We start from the raw sequence: 16,468 nt of genomic DNA, 5'->3' as shown, positions 1-16,468 counted from the left end.
CCACCCGAAGGCGAAAATGACCGACGTACTGAACGCCAAGACCAAGACCACCGCGCCGGCCGGCAAGCAGCGTCCCGCCGCCGAGGCGAAGACCGCGCCGCCGGCCGAGGTCCGGGCCGAGGAAGCCGCCCCGCCCTCGAACCGGCCGGACCGGCCGAGCCGGCCGAACCGGCCGGTCTCCGCCGCGAAGCGCTACACCTGGCACGACTTCCGCCAGGTCACCGACGGCCCCAACCTCGACGAGCTGTACGAGGCGGTGCGGCGGGTGCACCTGGGCGGCGCGGTGGTCGTGGACGAGGAGCAGCTCGGCCAGGTGCCGGACGGACTGCGCAAGGTGAAGATCTACTCGGGCGTGCCGTCCGAAGCGAAGCTCACCCGCATCCGCGAGACGTACGACGTGCTGCTGCTCGACGCGGACGTCGTGGCGAGCAACTGGTTCACGGAGCACAAGGACCGCATCGGCATCACGGTCGGCGCAGTGGTCGACGTGGTCGACCCGGCCTCGCTCGAACTGGCCGTGGAGATGACCCGGGCGGTGCGGCTGCTGCTGGTGACGTTCAAGGACGACACCAAGATCCCGCTGGAGATCGTGCTGGCCGACGCCCAGAACCACGGCACCGACGTCGTCATGGGCGTCCGGGACAGCGTGGAGGCCAATGTGGTCTTCGGCGTCCTGGAGATCGGCGCCGACGGGGTGATGACGAAGGTGACCGACCTGACCGCGATCCACGCCCTCGGCGAGGTCGTCGTCGCGGCCGGGCGCACCCACGGCCAGGAGCTGTCCGAGCTGACCGTGCTGGAGACCCGGCACGTCGGCATGGGCGACCGGGCCTGCCTCGACTTCACCTCCTACCTGGGCCTGGACGAGGGCGTGCTGCTGGGCTGCTTCTCGAACGGCGGGATCCTGGCCACCAGCGAGACCCACCCGCTGCCGTACATGCCGACCCGGCCGTTCCGGGTCAACGCCGGCAGCCTGCAGATGTACGTCCTGGCCCCGGACAACCAGACCTGGTACCTGTCCGATCTGCGGGCCGGCATGGAGGTGCTGGCGGTCAAGACGGACGGCACCGCCCGCCCGGTCACGGTCGGCCGGGTCAAGATCGAGCGGCGGCCCATGCTGCAGATCAGGGCCCAGGCCCCGGACGGCACGGTCGTGACGACGATCATGCAGGAGGACTGGCACGTCCGGGTCTTCGGCACCGACTCCCTGCCGAAGAACATCACCGAGCTGAAGCCCGGCGACAAGGTGTTCGGCTACACCACGGCTCCGGGCCGCCATGTCGGCGTCAAGGTGGATGAGCTGATCATTGAACAGTGACGCCTGGGGCGGCGTCGACGTCGTCGACGCCCACGCCCACGCCCACCGCGCGCTGCTGCCGCGCCTGCTGACGACGATGGCCGAGACCGGCGTCTCGACGGCCTGTCTCGTCGTCGGCGGTGTCGTCCCGCCCGAGGAGCTGTCCCGCACGATCGTGCGGGAGGGCCCGGGCCGGGACGTCGACGCCGACAACGCCGATCTGCTGGACGCGGTGCGGGGCGAGGACCGGCTCGCGGTGTTCTACTTCGCCAACCCGCACCGGGCGGCCGACGAGCGCGACCTGGAGCTGATCCGTGGTTGCGCGGGCATCAAGTTCGCGCCCGGGGTGCACGGCGTGGGCCACCTGGATCCACGGGTCCAGTCCTACGTCGACATCGCCCGCGACGCGTCCCTGCCCGTGTACGCGCACTGCATCGGCAACGGCCCCCTGTCGGTCGAGCAGTACGCGCGCCTCGCCCGCCGGAACCCGGACGTGGACTTCCTGCTGGGGCACGCGGGGCGGGGCAACTTCGACCTGCTGGCCGCGCAGGAGATCCGGGAGAGCGAGAACGTGCTGTTCGAGACCTCCGGCGGATTCGACCACGTCATCAAGGAGGCCGTCGCCACGCTCGGCGCCGAACGGGTCGTGTTCGGCTCGGAGTTCCCCATCCAGCATCCGAGGGTCGAGCTGACCAAGCTGTCGCTGGCGCTCGCGGAGAAGGAACTCCCGCTGGTGCTCGGCGCGAACATGCGACGCCTGTTGAGGGGAGGAAAGCCATGACCGATGCCGAGCGGCTGCGGGAGACGGTCACCCGCGCCTATCGCGGTTCGCCGTATCTGCGCGCCAAGTGGTCGGCCGCCGGGACCGTGCCGGAGCCGTGGTCTCAGGACCTGTTCGCTCGGCTGCCGTTCATGACCAAGGACGATCTGCGCCGGGGTTACCCGGACGGGCTGCTCGCCGTCGACTGGCGTGAGGTGGCGGTGGTCCACGAGTCCAGCGGCACCACCGGGCAGCCGACGTCCTCGCTGTTCACCGCCGAGGACATCGACGAGTGGCTGAGCCGGATGCTGCTCAACGGCGTCGGCCTCGGCCCCGAGGACGTCGTCCTGGTCAAGACGCCGTACTCGATGCTGTCCACCGCCCATCAGATGCACGGGGCGGCGCAGCGGGCCGGAGCGGCCGTCGTGCCGGCCGGCAACCGCACCGAGCTGATGCCGTACGGCAGGGTGCTGCGGCTGCTGCGCGACTACCGGGTGAGCGTCGCGTACTGCATGCCCGTGGAGCTGATGCTGTTCGCGCGCCGGGCGCTGGCCGAGGGGCTGGATCCGCGCGCCGACTTCCCCGCGCTGCGCGCCGCCGTCGTCAACGGGGAGATGCTCAGCCCGGCCAAGCAGCGGTTCCTGGAGGAGCTCTGGTCGATCCGGCTGTTCCCGGACTACGGCTCCACCGAGACCACGACGCTGGGCGGGGCCTGCGCGTCCGGCTCGCTGCACCTGTGGTCGGACCGGTTCCACTTCGAGGTGCTCGACGAGGTCCTCGGCTCCTGCTCGGAGTACGGCACGGGGGAGCTCGTGGTGACCTCCTTCCACCGGCAGGCCATGCCGATCGTGCGCTACCGGATGGGCGACGTCGTCACCGTGTCGGAGTCCGCCTGCGCCTGCGGCTCGGCGCGGCCGCAGCTGCGGGTGCACGGCCGTGCGGCGGACCGGTTCCGGGCCGGGGGGCGCGAGCTGTTCCCGATCGACGTCGAGGACGTCGTCTACGGGGCGCTCCTCGGCTGCGAGCCGGTGTTCTGGACGGGTGCGCTGGACGGCGACCTGCTGCGGCTGAGCCTGGAGGGCACGGCCGCCGGGGCCGCCGCGCTGAGCGGGCGCACCGACGCCGTCGCGGCGGCGCTGGCCGAACGGCTGGGGCTGCGGGCCGACATCGACGTGGTCCCCGCCGGCACCCATATGACGCTCGACCGCCAGGTCGAACAGGAAGCGATGTTCAAGCCGGTCTACCTCCACCTGGGACGCGCCGAGGGGCGCGGCCTGCAGTACACCGGCTCCCGATAGACCGCCCGTCACCGGGCCAGGAAGGACTGACGTGGAAGACAAGACGGCTCAGCCGGGGATGTCCGCCGAGGCCAAGGCCGACATGTGGAAGGCGATGTACTTCCGGGCCCAGGCCGGCATGGAGCGCTACATGGTGTCCAACTACGGCTATGGCGCGATCGACGAGTGGATCGACTTCTCGGCCGAGGCCACCGCCAAGCAGTCGGACCGGTACAAGACCGAGGGCGCGCTGCCGTTCACCGAGAACCTGTCCCGCATCCTCGGCGACTGCTGGGGCTCGGAGGTGACGGTTCGTCAGAAGTCGGCGGAGCGCTCGGTGGTGGACATCGACGACTGCGGGATCCTCTCCTACCGGCGCGGCGCCGCCCGGCTGGGCATCGAGCTGACCTTCGACGACCCGTGCCGCGAGTACTGCACGAAGCTGCAGTCCGCGATCGCGGCCAAGCAGAACCTCAGCAGCTCCTGCACGCTGAAGTCGGGCGGCTGCTCGTGGACGTTCACCAGGAACGAGGAGGAGGGATGACGGCGCCCGTCCGTCCGGCGGCGGGCGCCCGGCCCGCCGACGGGCAGCTGGAGCTGCTGCGGACCACCCTGCGCAAGGCCGCCGACTCCCCCTTCTACGCCCCGGTCCTGTCCTCCTTCCAGCCGGACGAGCTGAGCGAGGCCGACTTCGGGCTGCTGGAGCGGCTGCCGTTCACCGACAAGAACGATCTGCGCAAGGCCGGCCTGGACATCCTGTCCGTGCCGCTGGAGCACACCGTCCGCTACTACGAGTCCTCCGGCACCACCGGCGCTCCGACGCCGACGCCCAAGACCCGGCGGGACATCGAGTCCAACACCCAGGGGCTGCTGCTGAACTGGCGCAGGATCCTGGAGCCCCGGACCGACAAGGCGATCCTGATGGTCCCCTCCGACATCGCGCCGGTCGCCGACGCGATGGTCTACGGGCTGGAGGAGATGGACGTCTTCAGCGTCCGCGCGTTCCCCTTCACCCGTGGGGTGTCGGGCTGGGACCAGATCGTCCGGATCTGCCGCCAGACCGGCATCACCACCGCCCTGACCACGCCGGGCCTGTGCCTGCACCTGTACGCCGAGCTGAAGAACCGGGGCCTCGCGCCCAGGGACTTCGGCATCCGGAAGATCCTGCTGCTGGGCGAACTGCTCACCGAGCCGATGCGCGGCATGCTGGAACGGCTGTGGGGCGCCGAGGTCTACATCAACTCCTACGGGTCCTCCGAACTCGGCACCTGCTGCACGTCCTGCCCCGAGAAGCGGATGCATCTGCTGGAGCACATGTACCACTTCGAGTGGCTCGACCCGAGGACGGGCCGGATCACCGACTCCGGCGACGGCGAGCTGGTGGTGACCACGCTCACCGCGGACGCCCGTCCGCTGCTGCGCTATCGCACCGGCGACCTCGTGCGGCGCGAGCCCGACGCCTGTCCGTGCGGGCTCGACCTTCCGGTGGTGCGCGTGCTGGGCCGGGTCTCCGACGAACTCGTCGTCGCGGGCCGCACGGTCCGCCCGTACGAGGTGGAGGAGCTGGTATTCGCGATCCGCGGGCTGATCGGCTACTGCATCCGGCTGGAGGACGACGGCCGGGCCGTGCTCTGCCTGGAGGTGGAACGCGATCACGGCAGCGACGCCGAGTGCGTGCGCATCCGGCGCGAGGCCGAGGAGGGGCTGCTCTCCCACGGGCTGGCCATGGACGTCGAGTTGACCTTCGACTTCAACGAACTCACCAAGCGGGGAGGGGGGTTCAAGAATTGGAAACTGACACACGTCGTCCGCAGCTGACCCTGCTGGGGAGTTGGGACCTCGGCGACTGGGTCACCTCGGTGCGGCTCGACGCCGGCCGGGCGGCGGCCGCCACCGCGGCCGGCGAACTGGCCCTGGGCCGCCGGGGCGCGGACCGCCCCGAGCACCGGGTGCGCCTGGACTGCCCCGTGACCGATCTGGCCGCGCACGCCGACGGCTGGCTGGTCTCGCTGGAGTCGGGGGACCTGGTGCGGGTCGACGCCGCGGGCGCGGTCGTCGCGCGGCGGCCGGGACTCGGCGGCTGGCGGCTGGCCCGGTGCGCGGACGGCTGGCTGTCGGTCGGCCGCAACGGCTCCGTGGCCCGGCTGGACGACGCGCTGGAGACCCGCTGGCGGCAGGACGGCGACTCGGCCTGGGAGGTCGCCCTGGCCCGCGCTCTGGTCGTCACGTCCAGCATGGAGGGCTCGGTGACCTGCCGGTCGGCGCAGACCGGCGAGGTGCTCTGGCGCCACGCACAGGACCTGCCGGTCTACGGCTGCGCCGCGGTGGCCGAGGGCTTCGTGGCGGGCACCGCCGAGGGCGCGCTGCTGCTCCTCGCCGACGACGGCCGCCTGGTCCGCCGGGAGCCGACGCCCGCCGTGCGCGAGGTGACGGGCCTCGGCGGGGGCGTCCTGGTGGCCTGCGTCGACGGCACCCTGCGCGCCTACTCGGCGCGGCTCGCGGAGCAGTGGCGCTTCACCACGGGCTCGTGGGTCAAGAGCACGGCGGCCGACGACGCCACGATCGCCGTGGCCTCGGCCGACCACCACCTCTATCTGCTCGATCTCCAGGGCCGCGAACTGGGCCGCCACCGGGCGGGCCACACCGTCCTGCGAGCGGCCCGTTCCGGGTCCGACATCGCGGCCGGCTCGGCCGACGGCCGGCTCTATTTCCTGCGGCACACACCACACGTGAGGAACCACGCACATGCCTGACCACATTGCTGCCAAGGTCGACGTCTGCGTCATCGGCGCCGGCCCGCACGGACTGGCGCTGGCCAAGGCTCTGGTCGACGCGGGCCGGGACGTCGCCGTCGTCGACCGGGAGACCGACCGCACCGGCAAACGGCAGACCATGCTGATCCAGCCCGGCGCCATCAAGGCGCTCGACCGGCTCGGCGTCCGCGAGGCGATCGAAGCGGCCACGCACAAGCTCGACGGGTACGACTACTACGTCAACGGGCCGCGGATCGCCGCCCTGCGCTACGCCGACCTCGACAGCAGCCCCTACCCCTACGGGCTCGGGGTGCCCTACCGCACCATGCAGCACGCGTTCCTGGACGAACTCGCACGGCACGACTCCTTCCGCCTCTTCGACGGGGCGAAGGTGACCACGCTGCTCAAGGACGCCTACGGCACGCTGAACGGCGTGGCGTTCACCACCGGCGACGGCGGGAGCGACGACGGCGCCGAGCAGGTCGTCGAGTGCCGGCTCGTCGTGGCGGCGGACGGCGAGGGCTCGCCGACCCGCGCCCTGGCCGGCATCACCGTCCAGCCGACCACCTGGGACTACGAGGCGATCACCTTCCTCGCCCCGCGTCCCGCCGACTGGCCGTCCGTGCTGAGCAACTACCGCTCGGACGGCAACCGTTACCTGGGTCTGGCGGCCTACTCGCCCGACGAGGTGAGCGTGCTGTGGGGCATCCGCAGCGGTTCGTTCGACGAGGTGAAGGCGGCGGGCTTCGACGCTCTGCGGATACGGATCCTGTCGGTCGAGCCACGGCTGGCGCCCGCCCTCGAAGGCATCCGCGGCTGGGACGACGTACGCCACCACTCCTTCCCGGGCCATATCGCCGACGCCTGGGTCACCGACTCGGTGATGCTCATCGGCAGCACCGCGCACAGCCTGACGACGTTCGGCGGCCAGAACATGAACCTGGCCCTGTACGACGCCGCGTCGGCCGCGCGCACCGCGCTGCGGGCCCTGGAGGCCGACGATCTGTCGGCGGCGTCGCTGCGGGAGTACGAGCAGGAGCGCAGGCCGCTGGTCGAGAACATCGCGAAGTTCCAGACCCAGGCGGCCGCCCCGGACACCGACGGCTCGGGCGGCCCCGCGGCCGAGGCGGTGGCCGCGGGCCTGCAGCAGATGTTCCGCTCGATGGCGCTCGGTCCGGAGGCCTGGCAGACGCCGGCCGCCGCCGCACCCGCTCCGGCGGCGAGCGCAGGCGCAGGCGCGAACGCGGGCGCGGCGCAGGGCGCCTCCCCGGCGATCCCGGACCGCATCTACAACTTCGGCTTCCGCTACGACGAGATCCTCAACTGGGCCTGGCGCAAGACCCCGAAGAACGACCCCGTGATGACCGAGATGGGGATGTACGCCTGGCAGCACCAGGTGCCGATCATCGGCCCGCTGTCCGGCCGGCTGCTGTGGCAGCTCGCGGTGATGTCCCGCTCCCGCCGGGTCTTCGAGTTCGGCTCGGCGATCGGGTTCTCCACCGTCTGGCTGGCCCGGGCCGTCGGACCCGAGGGCAAGGTCTACTACACCGAGTCCGACGAGAACCTCGCCGAGCGCGCCCGCGGGTTCCTCGACAAGGCCGGGGTCGCGGACCGCGTGGAGTTCCTGGTCGGGGACGCCGTGGACAGCTTCCGGTCCGTCGAGGGCGACTTCGACATGGTCCTGTGCGACATCGACAAGCGGCTGTATCCGACGGTGCTGCGCGAGGCGCTGCCACGGCTGCGCACCGGCGGTCTGTTCGTCGCCGACAACGTGTTCTGGAACGGGGCCTGTCTGACCGGCTACGGCGACGAGCCGATGGGCCGCGCGGTGGGCGAGATGCTCGACGAGATGCTGGCCGAGCCGTCCCTGTTCACCACGCTGCTTCCGCTGGGCGACGGCCTCGCGGTCGGGGTCAAGTCATGACCGTCCGCATGGTGGCGATCGGCGGCAGCCTCGGCTCGCCCTCCGGCGCCTCCACCACCGAGGCCGCGCTGCGCTGCGCGGCCTCGGTGGCCACGGCGCTCGGCGCCGAGGTGGAGTTCTTCACGGGAGAGCGGCTGCGGCTGCCGCCCTACGACCCCTCCGCCTCCGCCGTCCCGCCGACGGTGACCCGGATGCTCGCCGCGGTGTCCGAGGCCGACGCGGTGCTCGTGGCCTCCCCCGCCTACCACGGCGGGGTCTCCGGCCTGGTCAAGAACGCCCTGGACTATCTGGAGGGGCTGCGCGACGACCGCCGGCCCTACCTGGAGCAGCGGGCGGTCGGCTGCATCGGGGTCGGCGCGGGGGGCCAGGGCGCCGCGGCCACCCTGCACGGTCTGCGCCAGATCGTGCACGCGCTGCGGGGCTGGCCGGCGCCGCTCGGGGTGGCCGTCGGCACGGAGGACGACCGTACGCAGCGGATCGCCGCGCACGGCGGGCTCAGCGAGAAGGTCGTCGGCCAGTTGGAGACCCTCGGAGCCGATCTGTTCGAGTTCGCCCGCATCCGCCGGACGGCGCACAGCCCGTCGCCTCCGCGGTCCCGGCAGGCGGTGGGCTGATGGAGCAGCCGACCGTCCTCGGCGCGCACTACGACACCCGGGCGGTGAAGATCACCCTGAGCGGCGTCCCGGACCGGTCCGACGCGGTGGCGGCGGTCTTCCGGGCCTGCGCGGACGCGTCGACCCGGCCGGAACCGGTCCGGTACGGGTGTCCGGCGCCGGGGCTGCGCGAGGTCGCGCTGGTGGTGCCCGAGCCCGACGCGCTCGCGGTGGTCGCCGCCCTCGGCCGGGCCCGGCACGCCATCGGGTTCACCTCGCTGGGCCAGGACGCCGGCGTCGGAACCGTGGCGCTGTCCGGCGCGGCGCTGGCCTCGCACACCCGGATCGTGGCCCAGTTCTTCGAGGCGCTCGCCCGGGGCGGCATCCCGGTCGACTTCGTGTCGGTCACCGACACCCGGATCACGGCGGTCACCCCGCGGCACCGCGCCGCGGTGGCCGCGCAGGCGCTCGCGCTGGCTTTCGGCCTGGGCCGCGATCGGGTCAACTCGCCGTCCGGGCAACCGCGTTATCGTCTCAGCGAAGCATGATCCGGGCCGGACCGGAGCACGACCCGACGGCTGCCGGGCCCGACGCGTGACCTGACCCGACACGCGCCGCGGTCCGACGCCCGCCGTGGTCCGACGCGCGCCATCGCTCCGACGCCCGCCGTGGTCCGACGCCCGCCCCGACGCAACCGCTCACCCCGTGGAGGATCCCGATGGCCCAGCCCCCCGGCCGAACGTCGACTGTGTCCGTGCTGGTGGTGGGCGGCAGTCTCAGCGGCCTGTCGTCGGCGCTCTTCCTGGCCGCGCAGGGCGTCGACTGTCTGCTGGTCGAGCAGCACCCGGGGACCTCCGTCCACCCCCGGGCCCGGCTGGTGACCGCCCGTTCCATGGAACTCCTGCGCTCGGTGGGCCTGGAGGAGCAGGTGCGCAAGGCCGGCGACCCCGGGCCCATCGGGTTCGTCGTGACGGACACCCTGGCCGACGCCCACTACCAGCCCACCGGCGACCACGAGGACGAGACGCTGGAGATCAGCCCCACCGGGATGCGGCTGTGCGACCAGCAGTTGCTGGAGCCGCTGCTCGCGGACCGGGCGGTGGAACTGGGCGCGGACATCCGGTTCGGCACCACGCTGGTGGAGTTCGACCAGGACGCCGACCGGGTCACGGCCGTCCTGCGGGACCGGGACACCGGCGACGCCTGGCGGGTGGAGTGCGACTATCTGCTGGCCGCCGACGGCATCCGCAGCCCCGTCCGCGAGCGGCTCGGCATCGACCGCCACGGCCCCGGGGCGATGGGCCGCTCCGTCAGCGCGATCTTCGACGCGGACCTGACGCCGGTGCTGCGCGGGCGCCGCGCCATGGCGGTGATCGTCAAGCGGGCCGGGGCGTTCCTGTTCGCCCGCGGCAACAGCGACTCCCGGCTGTGGCAGATCGGCTTCCCCTACGACAGCGCCACGGACACGAGCCCCGAGGCGCTGCACGCGCGCGTCCGCCAACTGGTGCGGATCGCGGCCGACCTGTCCGATGTGCAGGTCGAGGTGCACAGCGCCATGGCGTGGGAGAGCGCGGCGCTGGTCGCCGACCGGTTCCGCGAGGGACGGGTGTTCCTCGTCGGGGACGCGGCCCACGCGATGCCGCCGACGGGCGGGTTCGGCGGCAACACCGGCGTCCAGGACGCGCACAACCTCGCCTGGAAGCTGGCCGCCGTGCTGCGCGGAGCGGCGCAGGACGCCCTGCTGGACTCCTACGACGCGGAACGGCGGCCGGTGGCGGACTTCACCGTCGAGCAGACGCTCGCCCGGCTGGGCCGAACCGACCGGGCGGTGGACCGGGCCACGGTGCAGCTCGGCTACCGCTACCCGGCGGCGGCCGTCGGCCCCGGCGCGGGGCAGGACATCGCCGAGGACCCCTTCCACCCGAGTGCGCGCCCCGGCGCCCGGGCGCCCCACGTGACCCTGCTGCGCCACGGGACCCCGATCTCCGTCCTGGACCTGTTCGGCCCCGGCTTCACCCTGCTCACCGGCCCGGACGGCGACGACTGGATCGCGGCCGCGCGCAGCGCCTCGACGGCCGGCACCCCCCTGGCGGCCTACCGGATCGGGGACGGCGAGTCGCTGCACTGCCCGCAGGGCGACTTCCTGGAGACGTACCGGATGGGGCCCGGGAGCGCCGTGCTGGTCCGCCCCGACGGGTTCGTCGGCTGGCGCGCGGAGTCGGCCGGCCCGGACGCCGCCGCCGTGCTGGCCGGCGCTCTGGCCCGGCTGCACGGCGCATGACCGTCGGCCGGGACGGTCCGCCCGCGGCGGTGCGGGGGCGGCCGCGCAGCAAGGCGGCGGACCGGGCCATCATGGCGGCGGTGGTCCGGCTCCTGGACGACGGGATCGCGCTCGGCGATCTCTCCGTGGAGCGGATAGCGCGCACCGCGGGCGTCGGCAAGGCCACCGTCTACCGCAGATGGGCGACGAAGGAATCCCTCTGCGTGGACGTCATCCGCAGCCTGGCGCCGGCCCCCGTGCCCATGCCCGGCACCTCTGTGCGGGACGATCTGGTCGCCCTGCTGGAGAACGTGCGCCGCCATCACACCGCCCCGCGCGCTCCGCTGCTCGTCCACGATGTGCTGGCGCACGTCAGGACGCTGCCGAAGCTCTGGGAGGTCTATGCCGGCGAGGTGATCGAGCCGTGGCGGCAGACGGCCCTCGCGGTGCTGCGGCGCGGTGTCGCGGACGGGGAGATCCGGTCCGACGTCGACGTGGCCCTCCTCAACGACCTGCTGATCGGCCCGGTCCTGGTCCGCAGCGTCCTCCTGCCGAGCGAGGCGCTCGACGCCGATCTGCCGGAGCGGGTCGTGGACGCCGTGCTCGCGGGCGCCGGCGCGCGGCCGGCCGGGTGAGCCACGGTGGTCACATGTCGTCGGCACCGCCCAGGCCGGTGAGCGCGCCCACCGGATCCGGGTCGGGGGTGCCGCGCGGCCACCAGTCGTCGTGGCCCGGTTCCGACTCGTAGGCGTACCACAGTCCGTCGCGGCCGAAGCGGAGTTGGACGTGACCGCGCGGGTGGGTGAGGTGGTTGCGGCGAGGGCGGAAGGCGGGCAGGTCGGCGGCGAGGAGCAGGGGGCGGGCCCGGTCGAAGCGTCCGGCCGGCGGATCCCAGTCCTCCTCCAGGACGACGAGCCCGTCCGGCCCGCCCTGTCGCCAGGCGGCCACCGCGCGCGCCAGCTCGGACGGGGTACGGCCGGCGGCCGCGGCGAGCGAGGCGTACAGGGAGCGGGTGGCGGCCGTGAGCCCGGAGCCGGGGCGGGAGGCGGCGAGCCGTACGGCGTCCTGCCAGAGGGTCAGTTCGCCGATCTCGTCCTGCCCGGAGAGCAGCAGGGCGTGGGCGCGGGCCGCCGCGTCGGTCGCCAGATGGTCCAGCGCGAAGGAGTCCGGGCCGCCCGGCGCGGACGGGTAGGCCGGGGGCTGCTCGGGGTGCGGGGGCACCGGCAACGGGGCCGGCAGGGGCGGGAGTCGACGCTCGGCGAGGGCCTCCGCGGCCCGCACGCCCGGCAGGGGCTCCGGTTCCTGTTCCTGGGCGGCGCGGGCCGCGCGGGCGGCGTTGCGGCGCGACAGCGCGTCGAGCAGCTCGCGTTCGCCCCGGCCGCGCAGCAGGAGCAGCACGAACGGGTCGGCGTCGAGCAGTCGCGCGCTCTGGTAGCAGAGGGCGGCGGCGTGCTTGCAGGGGTGCCCGCGGTCGGGGCAGCTGCACTGCGGTTCGAGGTCGCCCGGGCCGGGCAGCAGGGGCACCCCGCACTCGGCCAGGGACTCGGGCAGCTCCTTGTCGAGCAGGGCGGCGATGTGCCCGGGCCGCTCGACGGCGGCGTCCAGGAAACGCTCCCAGTCCTCCTCGCCCAGGGTGCGCAGCCGCACCTGCACGCGGTACGGACGGGGGCGGCTGCCCTGGACGTACGCCAGGACGTGCCCGGGGGTGACCGTGATCGCGTCCACGTTCCCCTGCTCGGCGTAACCGCGCCCGCGGGCGAGGCGGCCCGGGTCCAGGGCGCCCTCTTCGAGCGCGGCGACCCAGGCGTTGCCCCACCAGGTCTCGGCGAACGAGCCGCCGGTGCGCGGCGGGAAGGCGGGGAAGGTGCGGCGGTGGTCGCCGTCCCGGGAGGGAGCGGCCATCGAGCGCGCGGCGCGGGACGGTTCGGCGACCGGGGAGAACAAACCCCCGTCCCCGTCTGCATCTGTAGCTGTATCTGCGTCTGCGTCGAACGCGAAATCGGGCTGGGGCTCGGGCCCGGACGCGAACTCGGCCTCCGGCTCGGCCGTCTCGTGCTCATGCTCGTGCTCGTGCTCGTGCTCGTGGGACGGCATCCGGAAGGCGCCCGCGAGCGACTCCCGCACGACACGCGCGCGTTCCTCGGCGACGAGGTCGCGCGGGCGGCTCGGAGAGCGGGTTGGGCGGGCCTCGGCGAGGCGGGCTTCGGCGCCGGGGCGCGGCCGGGAGGGGGAACGGGGGCCGTGGCGCGGGTGATCGTGAGCGGCCGACTCCCTCGCTTCCGCTCCCGCCCCTGCCCCCGCTTCGGCCGAACCCTGACGCGCCTGCGCCCGCGCCCGCGCCGCGCGCAGCGCCTCCCGGGCGACGTCCCCGGGGCGCGGGCCCGCGGTGATGTTCGCGGTGGAGGCCTGCGGAGTGGAGGCCTGTGGAGCAGGGGCCGGTTCGGAGACCGGGACGGGGTCGGCTGCCGGGGTGTCCGCCACGGGCGTGGCGTCGGGGGCGGGTGCGGGGGCGAGTGCCGGCGTCCGCCGCAGGGCCGCGCGCGCCGCGTCGCCCGGCCTGGCGGCGGGGCTTTCGGGGCGTTCCTGCTTCTGTGCCTGTTCCTGCCGCCGTTCGCGGGCCTCCCGCAGCGCGCGGCGGGCCTCGTCGGCGGGCCTCGACCCCGGCTCCTCGTGCACCTCGGAGACCGCCGACCCCTCCCGACCCGGCTCCTCGGACACCTCGGACACCTCGGCGGCCGTGGTCTCCTCCTTCTCCCCCATCACGCCTCCCTCCGCAGCCTGACCAGGTCGGACAGTTCACGGTCCGTCAGTTCGGTCAGCGCCGACTCGCCGGAGCCGAGGATCGCGTCGGCCAGGGCGCGCTTCGCCTCGAGCATCTCCGCGATGCGGTCCTCGACCGTGCCCTCGGTGATCAGGCGGTGCACCTGGACCGGCTGGGTCTGGCCGATGCGGTAGGCGCGGTCGGTGGCCTGCTCCTCCACCGCCGGGTTCCACCAGCGGTCGAAGTGGACGACATGGCCTGCGCGGGTGAGGTTCAGGCCGGTGCCGGCGGCCTTCAGGGACAGGACGAGGATCGGGGTCGCGCCGCTCTGGAAGCGGTCCACCATCCGCTCCCGCTCGGGTACCGGGGTGCCGCCGTGCAGGAGTTCGACCGGGACCGCGCGGGCGGTGAGGTGCTCGGTGATCAGGCGGGCCATGCCGACGTACTGCGTGAAGACGAGGGCCGAGCCGTCCTCCGCGAGCAGGGTGTCCAACAGCTCGTCCAGCAGGGCGAGTTTGCCGGAGCGGGCGGCCAGGGCGTCGCCGGCGGAGGCGGCCTCCTCCTTGAGGTACAGGGCCGGGTGGTCGCAGATCTGCTTCAGCGCGCCCAGCAGTTTCAGGACCAGGCCGCGGCGGGCGATGCCGTCCGCCGTCTCGATGGCCAGCAGGGACTCCCGCACCACCGCCTCGTACAGCGCGGCCTGTTCCCGGGTGAGCGGGACCGGGTGGTCGGTCTCGGTCTTGGGCGGCAGCTCGGGCACGATGCCGGGGTCGGACTTCTTGCGGCGCAGCAGGAACGGGCGGACCAGACGGGCGAGGCGCTCCACCGCCTGCGCATCCTCGCCGTTCTCCACCGCGCGCGCGTGCCGGGCGCGGAAGGACTTCAGCGGGCCGAGCAGTCCCGGTGTCGTCCAGTCGAGCAGGGCCCACAGCTCGGAGAGGTTGTTCTCGACGGGGGTGCCGGTGAGCGCCACGCGCGCGGTCGTCGGGATCGTGCGCAGCGCCTTCGCCGTCGCCGAGTAGGGGTTCTTGACGTGCTGGGCTTCGTCCGCGACGACCATGCCCCAGGGCTGTTCGGCCAGTGCGGGGGCCGCCGAGCGCATGGTGCCGTAGGTGGTGAGGACGAAGCCGCCGGACAGGTCCGTCAGGCTGCGCTCGGGGCCGTGGAAGCGGCGGACGGGGACGCCGGGCGCGAAGCGGGTGATCTCGCGCTGCCAGTTGCCCAGCAGGGAGGCCGGGCAGACCACCAGGGTCGGCTCGGTGCGGGCGCGCTTGAGGTGCAGGGCGATCAGGGTGATCGTCTTGCCGAGGCCCATGTCGTCGGCGAGGCAGCCGCCGAGGCCGAGGGAGGTCATGAGGTCCAGCCAGGCCAGGCCGCGCAGCTGGTAGTCGCGCAGGGTGGCGTGCAGGCCGGCGGGCGGTTCGGCGGGGTGCACCCCTGCGGTGAGTCGGTCGCGCAGGGTGGCCAGGGCGCCGACGGGGACGGCCGCCACGGTCTCGCCGTCGACCTCCGCGGTGCCGGTGAGGGCGACGGACAGGGCGTCGACCGGGTCCAGTAGGCCCAGCTCGCGCTTGCGGGCCTTGCGCACCAGCGCCGGGTCGACCAGGACCCACTGGTCGCGCAGCCGGACCACCGGGCGGTGGGCCTCCGCCAGCAGGTCCATCTCGGCCTCGCTGAGCGGGTCGCCGCCGAGCGCCAGCTGCCAGCGGAACTGCAGCAGTTCCTCGCTCTCGAAGAAGCCGGTGCCGTCGGTCGCCGAGCCCGGTGCGGGGCGGACCACGGCGGCCGCGGCGAGGTCCTGCGCCAGGTCCCTGGGCCAGTGCACGGCGACGCCGGCGGCCGCCAGCCGGGTCGCCGCCACGCCGAGCAGATCGCCCAGTTCGTCCTCGGACAGGGCCAGGACGTCCGGCGCGTCCTGTTCGGCGAGCCGGGCGAGCGGCGGCCAGACGCGGGCCGCGCGCCGCACCGCGAGGGCCGCGTCCACGCGGGCGCGTGCCCCGAAGGCGGCGTCGGCCGCGCCCGCCCACAGGGCCGCCGCGTCGGTCACCAGGGTGGGGTCGGCGAGGCTGTGCACCTGGACGACGGCCGCGCCCGCGCTGCGCCCCCGCCCGCCGCCGTCGTCGTCGAACAGGTCGTAGGCGTTCAGGTCGAGGCGGAGCGAGATCCGCACGCCCGCGTCCATGCCCGCGGCTACCTCGGCGGCCCAGTCGTGCGCGCCGGGCAGCCGCTGGGGCCGGCGGTCCGCGAAGGGCTTCCCGCACGCGTGGGGCGCGGCCGGGGTGCGGGGCATGGTGTCCGCGACGGCGTCCAGGAAGGATCGCATCAGGGCCTCCGGGCGGGGCAGCCGGAGCGGGCCGGGGCCGGGGAGCGGCACGGCGTGGCCCTCGGACGGGAGCGCGGCGGCGACCGCGCGCAGGTGGGCGATGTCCTCCGGGTCCAGCGGGCCCGCCCGCCAGGCGTCGTGCCCGGTGGGCGTCAGACCGGGCAGCAGGCGGCCGCGGGCGGTGAGCCGCAGCGCGTGCAGCGCGGCGGCGCCCCAGCAGGCCGTCGCCGGGTGGGCGGCGGGGTCTCGGCGGGCGCGCACGAGCAGCGGGAGCGCCTTGTCGAGCGGCAGGGACAGGGCGGGGGCCTGCCTGCGGCGGATCGAGGAACCGTGGCGGCGCACGACGGTCAGCTCCGTGCGCTCCGCGTCCGCCTCGACGGGCAGGGCGGCGTCGGCCGGGTCCCAGAAGGCGACGCGGCCCTCGCGCGGGAGGGGCGCGGGCAGGAAGACGGCGGCGAGCCGCAGCGGGACGGAGGCCGTCTGCGTCGATGCCGTGTCGTCGTCGGCCAGGGCGCGCATG

At 74.0% G+C, this 16,468-nt stretch carries 13 protein-coding genes; 11 read left to right on the top strand and 2 right to left on the bottom strand.

Annotation, left to right across the window (positions count from 1 at the left end; all coding sequences use genetic code 11):
* Positions 1-16 precede the first annotated feature (16 nt).
* The 11 genes from ACWCPF_RS38340 to ACWCPF_RS38290 all read left to right on the top strand — a co-directional run bounded on the left by ACWCPF_RS38340 (position 17) and on the right by ACWCPF_RS38290 (position 11,499).
* Positions 17-1,318: a 3-dehydroquinate synthase II gene (locus ACWCPF_RS38340; RefSeq protein WP_451049757.1), complete on the top strand. Its 1,302-nt coding sequence runs from the start codon at positions 17-19 to the stop codon at positions 1,316-1,318.
* On the top strand, positions 1,308-2,078 hold the full coding sequence (locus ACWCPF_RS38335) for an amidohydrolase family protein (protein ID WP_451049756.1): 771 nt from the start codon (positions 1,308-1,310) through the stop codon (positions 2,076-2,078). Before ACWCPF_RS38340 ends, ACWCPF_RS38335 begins: the two co-directional genes overlap by 11 nt.
* Positions 2,075-3,355 carry a phenylacetate--CoA ligase family protein gene (locus ACWCPF_RS38330; protein WP_451049755.1) on the top strand — a complete coding sequence of 427 codons (1,281 nt, stop codon included), beginning with the start codon at positions 2,075-2,077 and terminating at the stop codon, positions 3,353-3,355. Before ACWCPF_RS38335 ends, ACWCPF_RS38330 begins: the two co-directional genes overlap by 4 nt.
* Before the next feature lie 31 nt (positions 3,356-3,386).
* Entirely contained in the window at positions 3,387-3,878 is a 492-nt protein-coding gene (locus ACWCPF_RS38325; RefSeq protein ID WP_451049754.1) for a hypothetical protein, read from the top strand.
* Positions 3,875-5,152: a phenylacetate--CoA ligase family protein gene (locus ACWCPF_RS38320; protein ID WP_451049753.1), complete on the top strand. Its 1,278-nt coding sequence runs from the start codon at positions 3,875-3,877 to the stop codon at positions 5,150-5,152. The genes ACWCPF_RS38325 and ACWCPF_RS38320 overlap by 4 nt, the downstream gene beginning before the upstream one ends.
* Positions 5,122-6,087 carry an outer membrane protein assembly factor BamB family protein gene (locus ACWCPF_RS38315; RefSeq protein WP_451049752.1) on the top strand — a complete coding sequence of 322 codons (966 nt, stop codon included), beginning with the start codon at positions 5,122-5,124 and terminating at the stop codon, positions 6,085-6,087. The genes ACWCPF_RS38320 and ACWCPF_RS38315 overlap by 31 nt, the downstream gene beginning before the upstream one ends.
* Positions 6,080-8,011 carry an FAD-dependent monooxygenase gene (locus ACWCPF_RS38310; RefSeq protein ID WP_451049751.1) on the top strand — a complete coding sequence of 644 codons (1,932 nt, stop codon included), beginning with the start codon at positions 6,080-6,082 and terminating at the stop codon, positions 8,009-8,011. Before ACWCPF_RS38315 ends, ACWCPF_RS38310 begins: the two co-directional genes overlap by 8 nt.
* Complete coding sequence (locus ACWCPF_RS38305) at positions 8,008-8,625, top strand: NADPH-dependent FMN reductase (RefSeq protein ID WP_451049750.1); 618 nt, start codon at positions 8,008-8,010, stop codon at positions 8,623-8,625. The genes ACWCPF_RS38310 and ACWCPF_RS38305 overlap by 4 nt, the downstream gene beginning before the upstream one ends.
* The gene (locus ACWCPF_RS38300) at positions 8,625-9,152 is read left to right on the top strand and encodes an ACT domain-containing protein (RefSeq protein ID WP_451049749.1); all 528 of its coding nucleotides are present in this window, start codon (positions 8,625-8,627) and stop codon (positions 9,150-9,152) included. Before ACWCPF_RS38305 ends, ACWCPF_RS38300 begins: the two co-directional genes overlap by 1 nt.
* Before the next feature lie 170 nt (positions 9,153-9,322).
* Positions 9,323-10,885, top strand: a complete 1,563-nt coding sequence (locus ACWCPF_RS38295; protein ID WP_451049748.1) for an FAD-dependent monooxygenase — start codon at positions 9,323-9,325, stop codon at positions 10,883-10,885.
* A complete protein-coding gene (locus ACWCPF_RS38290; RefSeq protein WP_451049747.1) occupies positions 10,882-11,499 on the top strand; it encodes a TetR/AcrR family transcriptional regulator in 618 nt (205 codons plus the stop codon). The genes ACWCPF_RS38295 and ACWCPF_RS38290 overlap by 4 nt, the downstream gene beginning before the upstream one ends.
* A gap of 10 nt (positions 11,500-11,509) precedes the next feature.
* Here ACWCPF_RS38290 and ACWCPF_RS38285 read toward each other — a convergent pair whose 3' ends face one another.
* Together ACWCPF_RS38285 and ACWCPF_RS38280 are read right to left on the bottom strand one after the other, a co-directional pair.
* Positions 11,510-13,624 carry an SWIM zinc finger family protein gene (locus tag ACWCPF_RS38285; protein ID WP_451049746.1) on the bottom strand — a complete coding sequence of 705 codons (2,115 nt, stop codon included), beginning with the start codon at positions 13,622-13,624 and terminating at the stop codon, positions 11,510-11,512.
* Positions 13,624-16,467, bottom strand: a complete 2,844-nt coding sequence (locus tag ACWCPF_RS38280; protein WP_451049745.1) for a DEAD/DEAH box helicase — start codon at positions 16,465-16,467, stop codon at positions 13,624-13,626. The genes ACWCPF_RS38285 and ACWCPF_RS38280 overlap by 1 nt, the downstream gene beginning before the upstream one ends.
* Position 16,468: the final 1 nt, after the last annotated feature.

This window comes from Streptomyces sp. NPDC001858 (assembly GCF_053594615.1).
The sequence above is the reverse complement of the archived record's forward strand: the minus strand, read 5'-3'. Positions and strand labels throughout refer to the sequence as shown.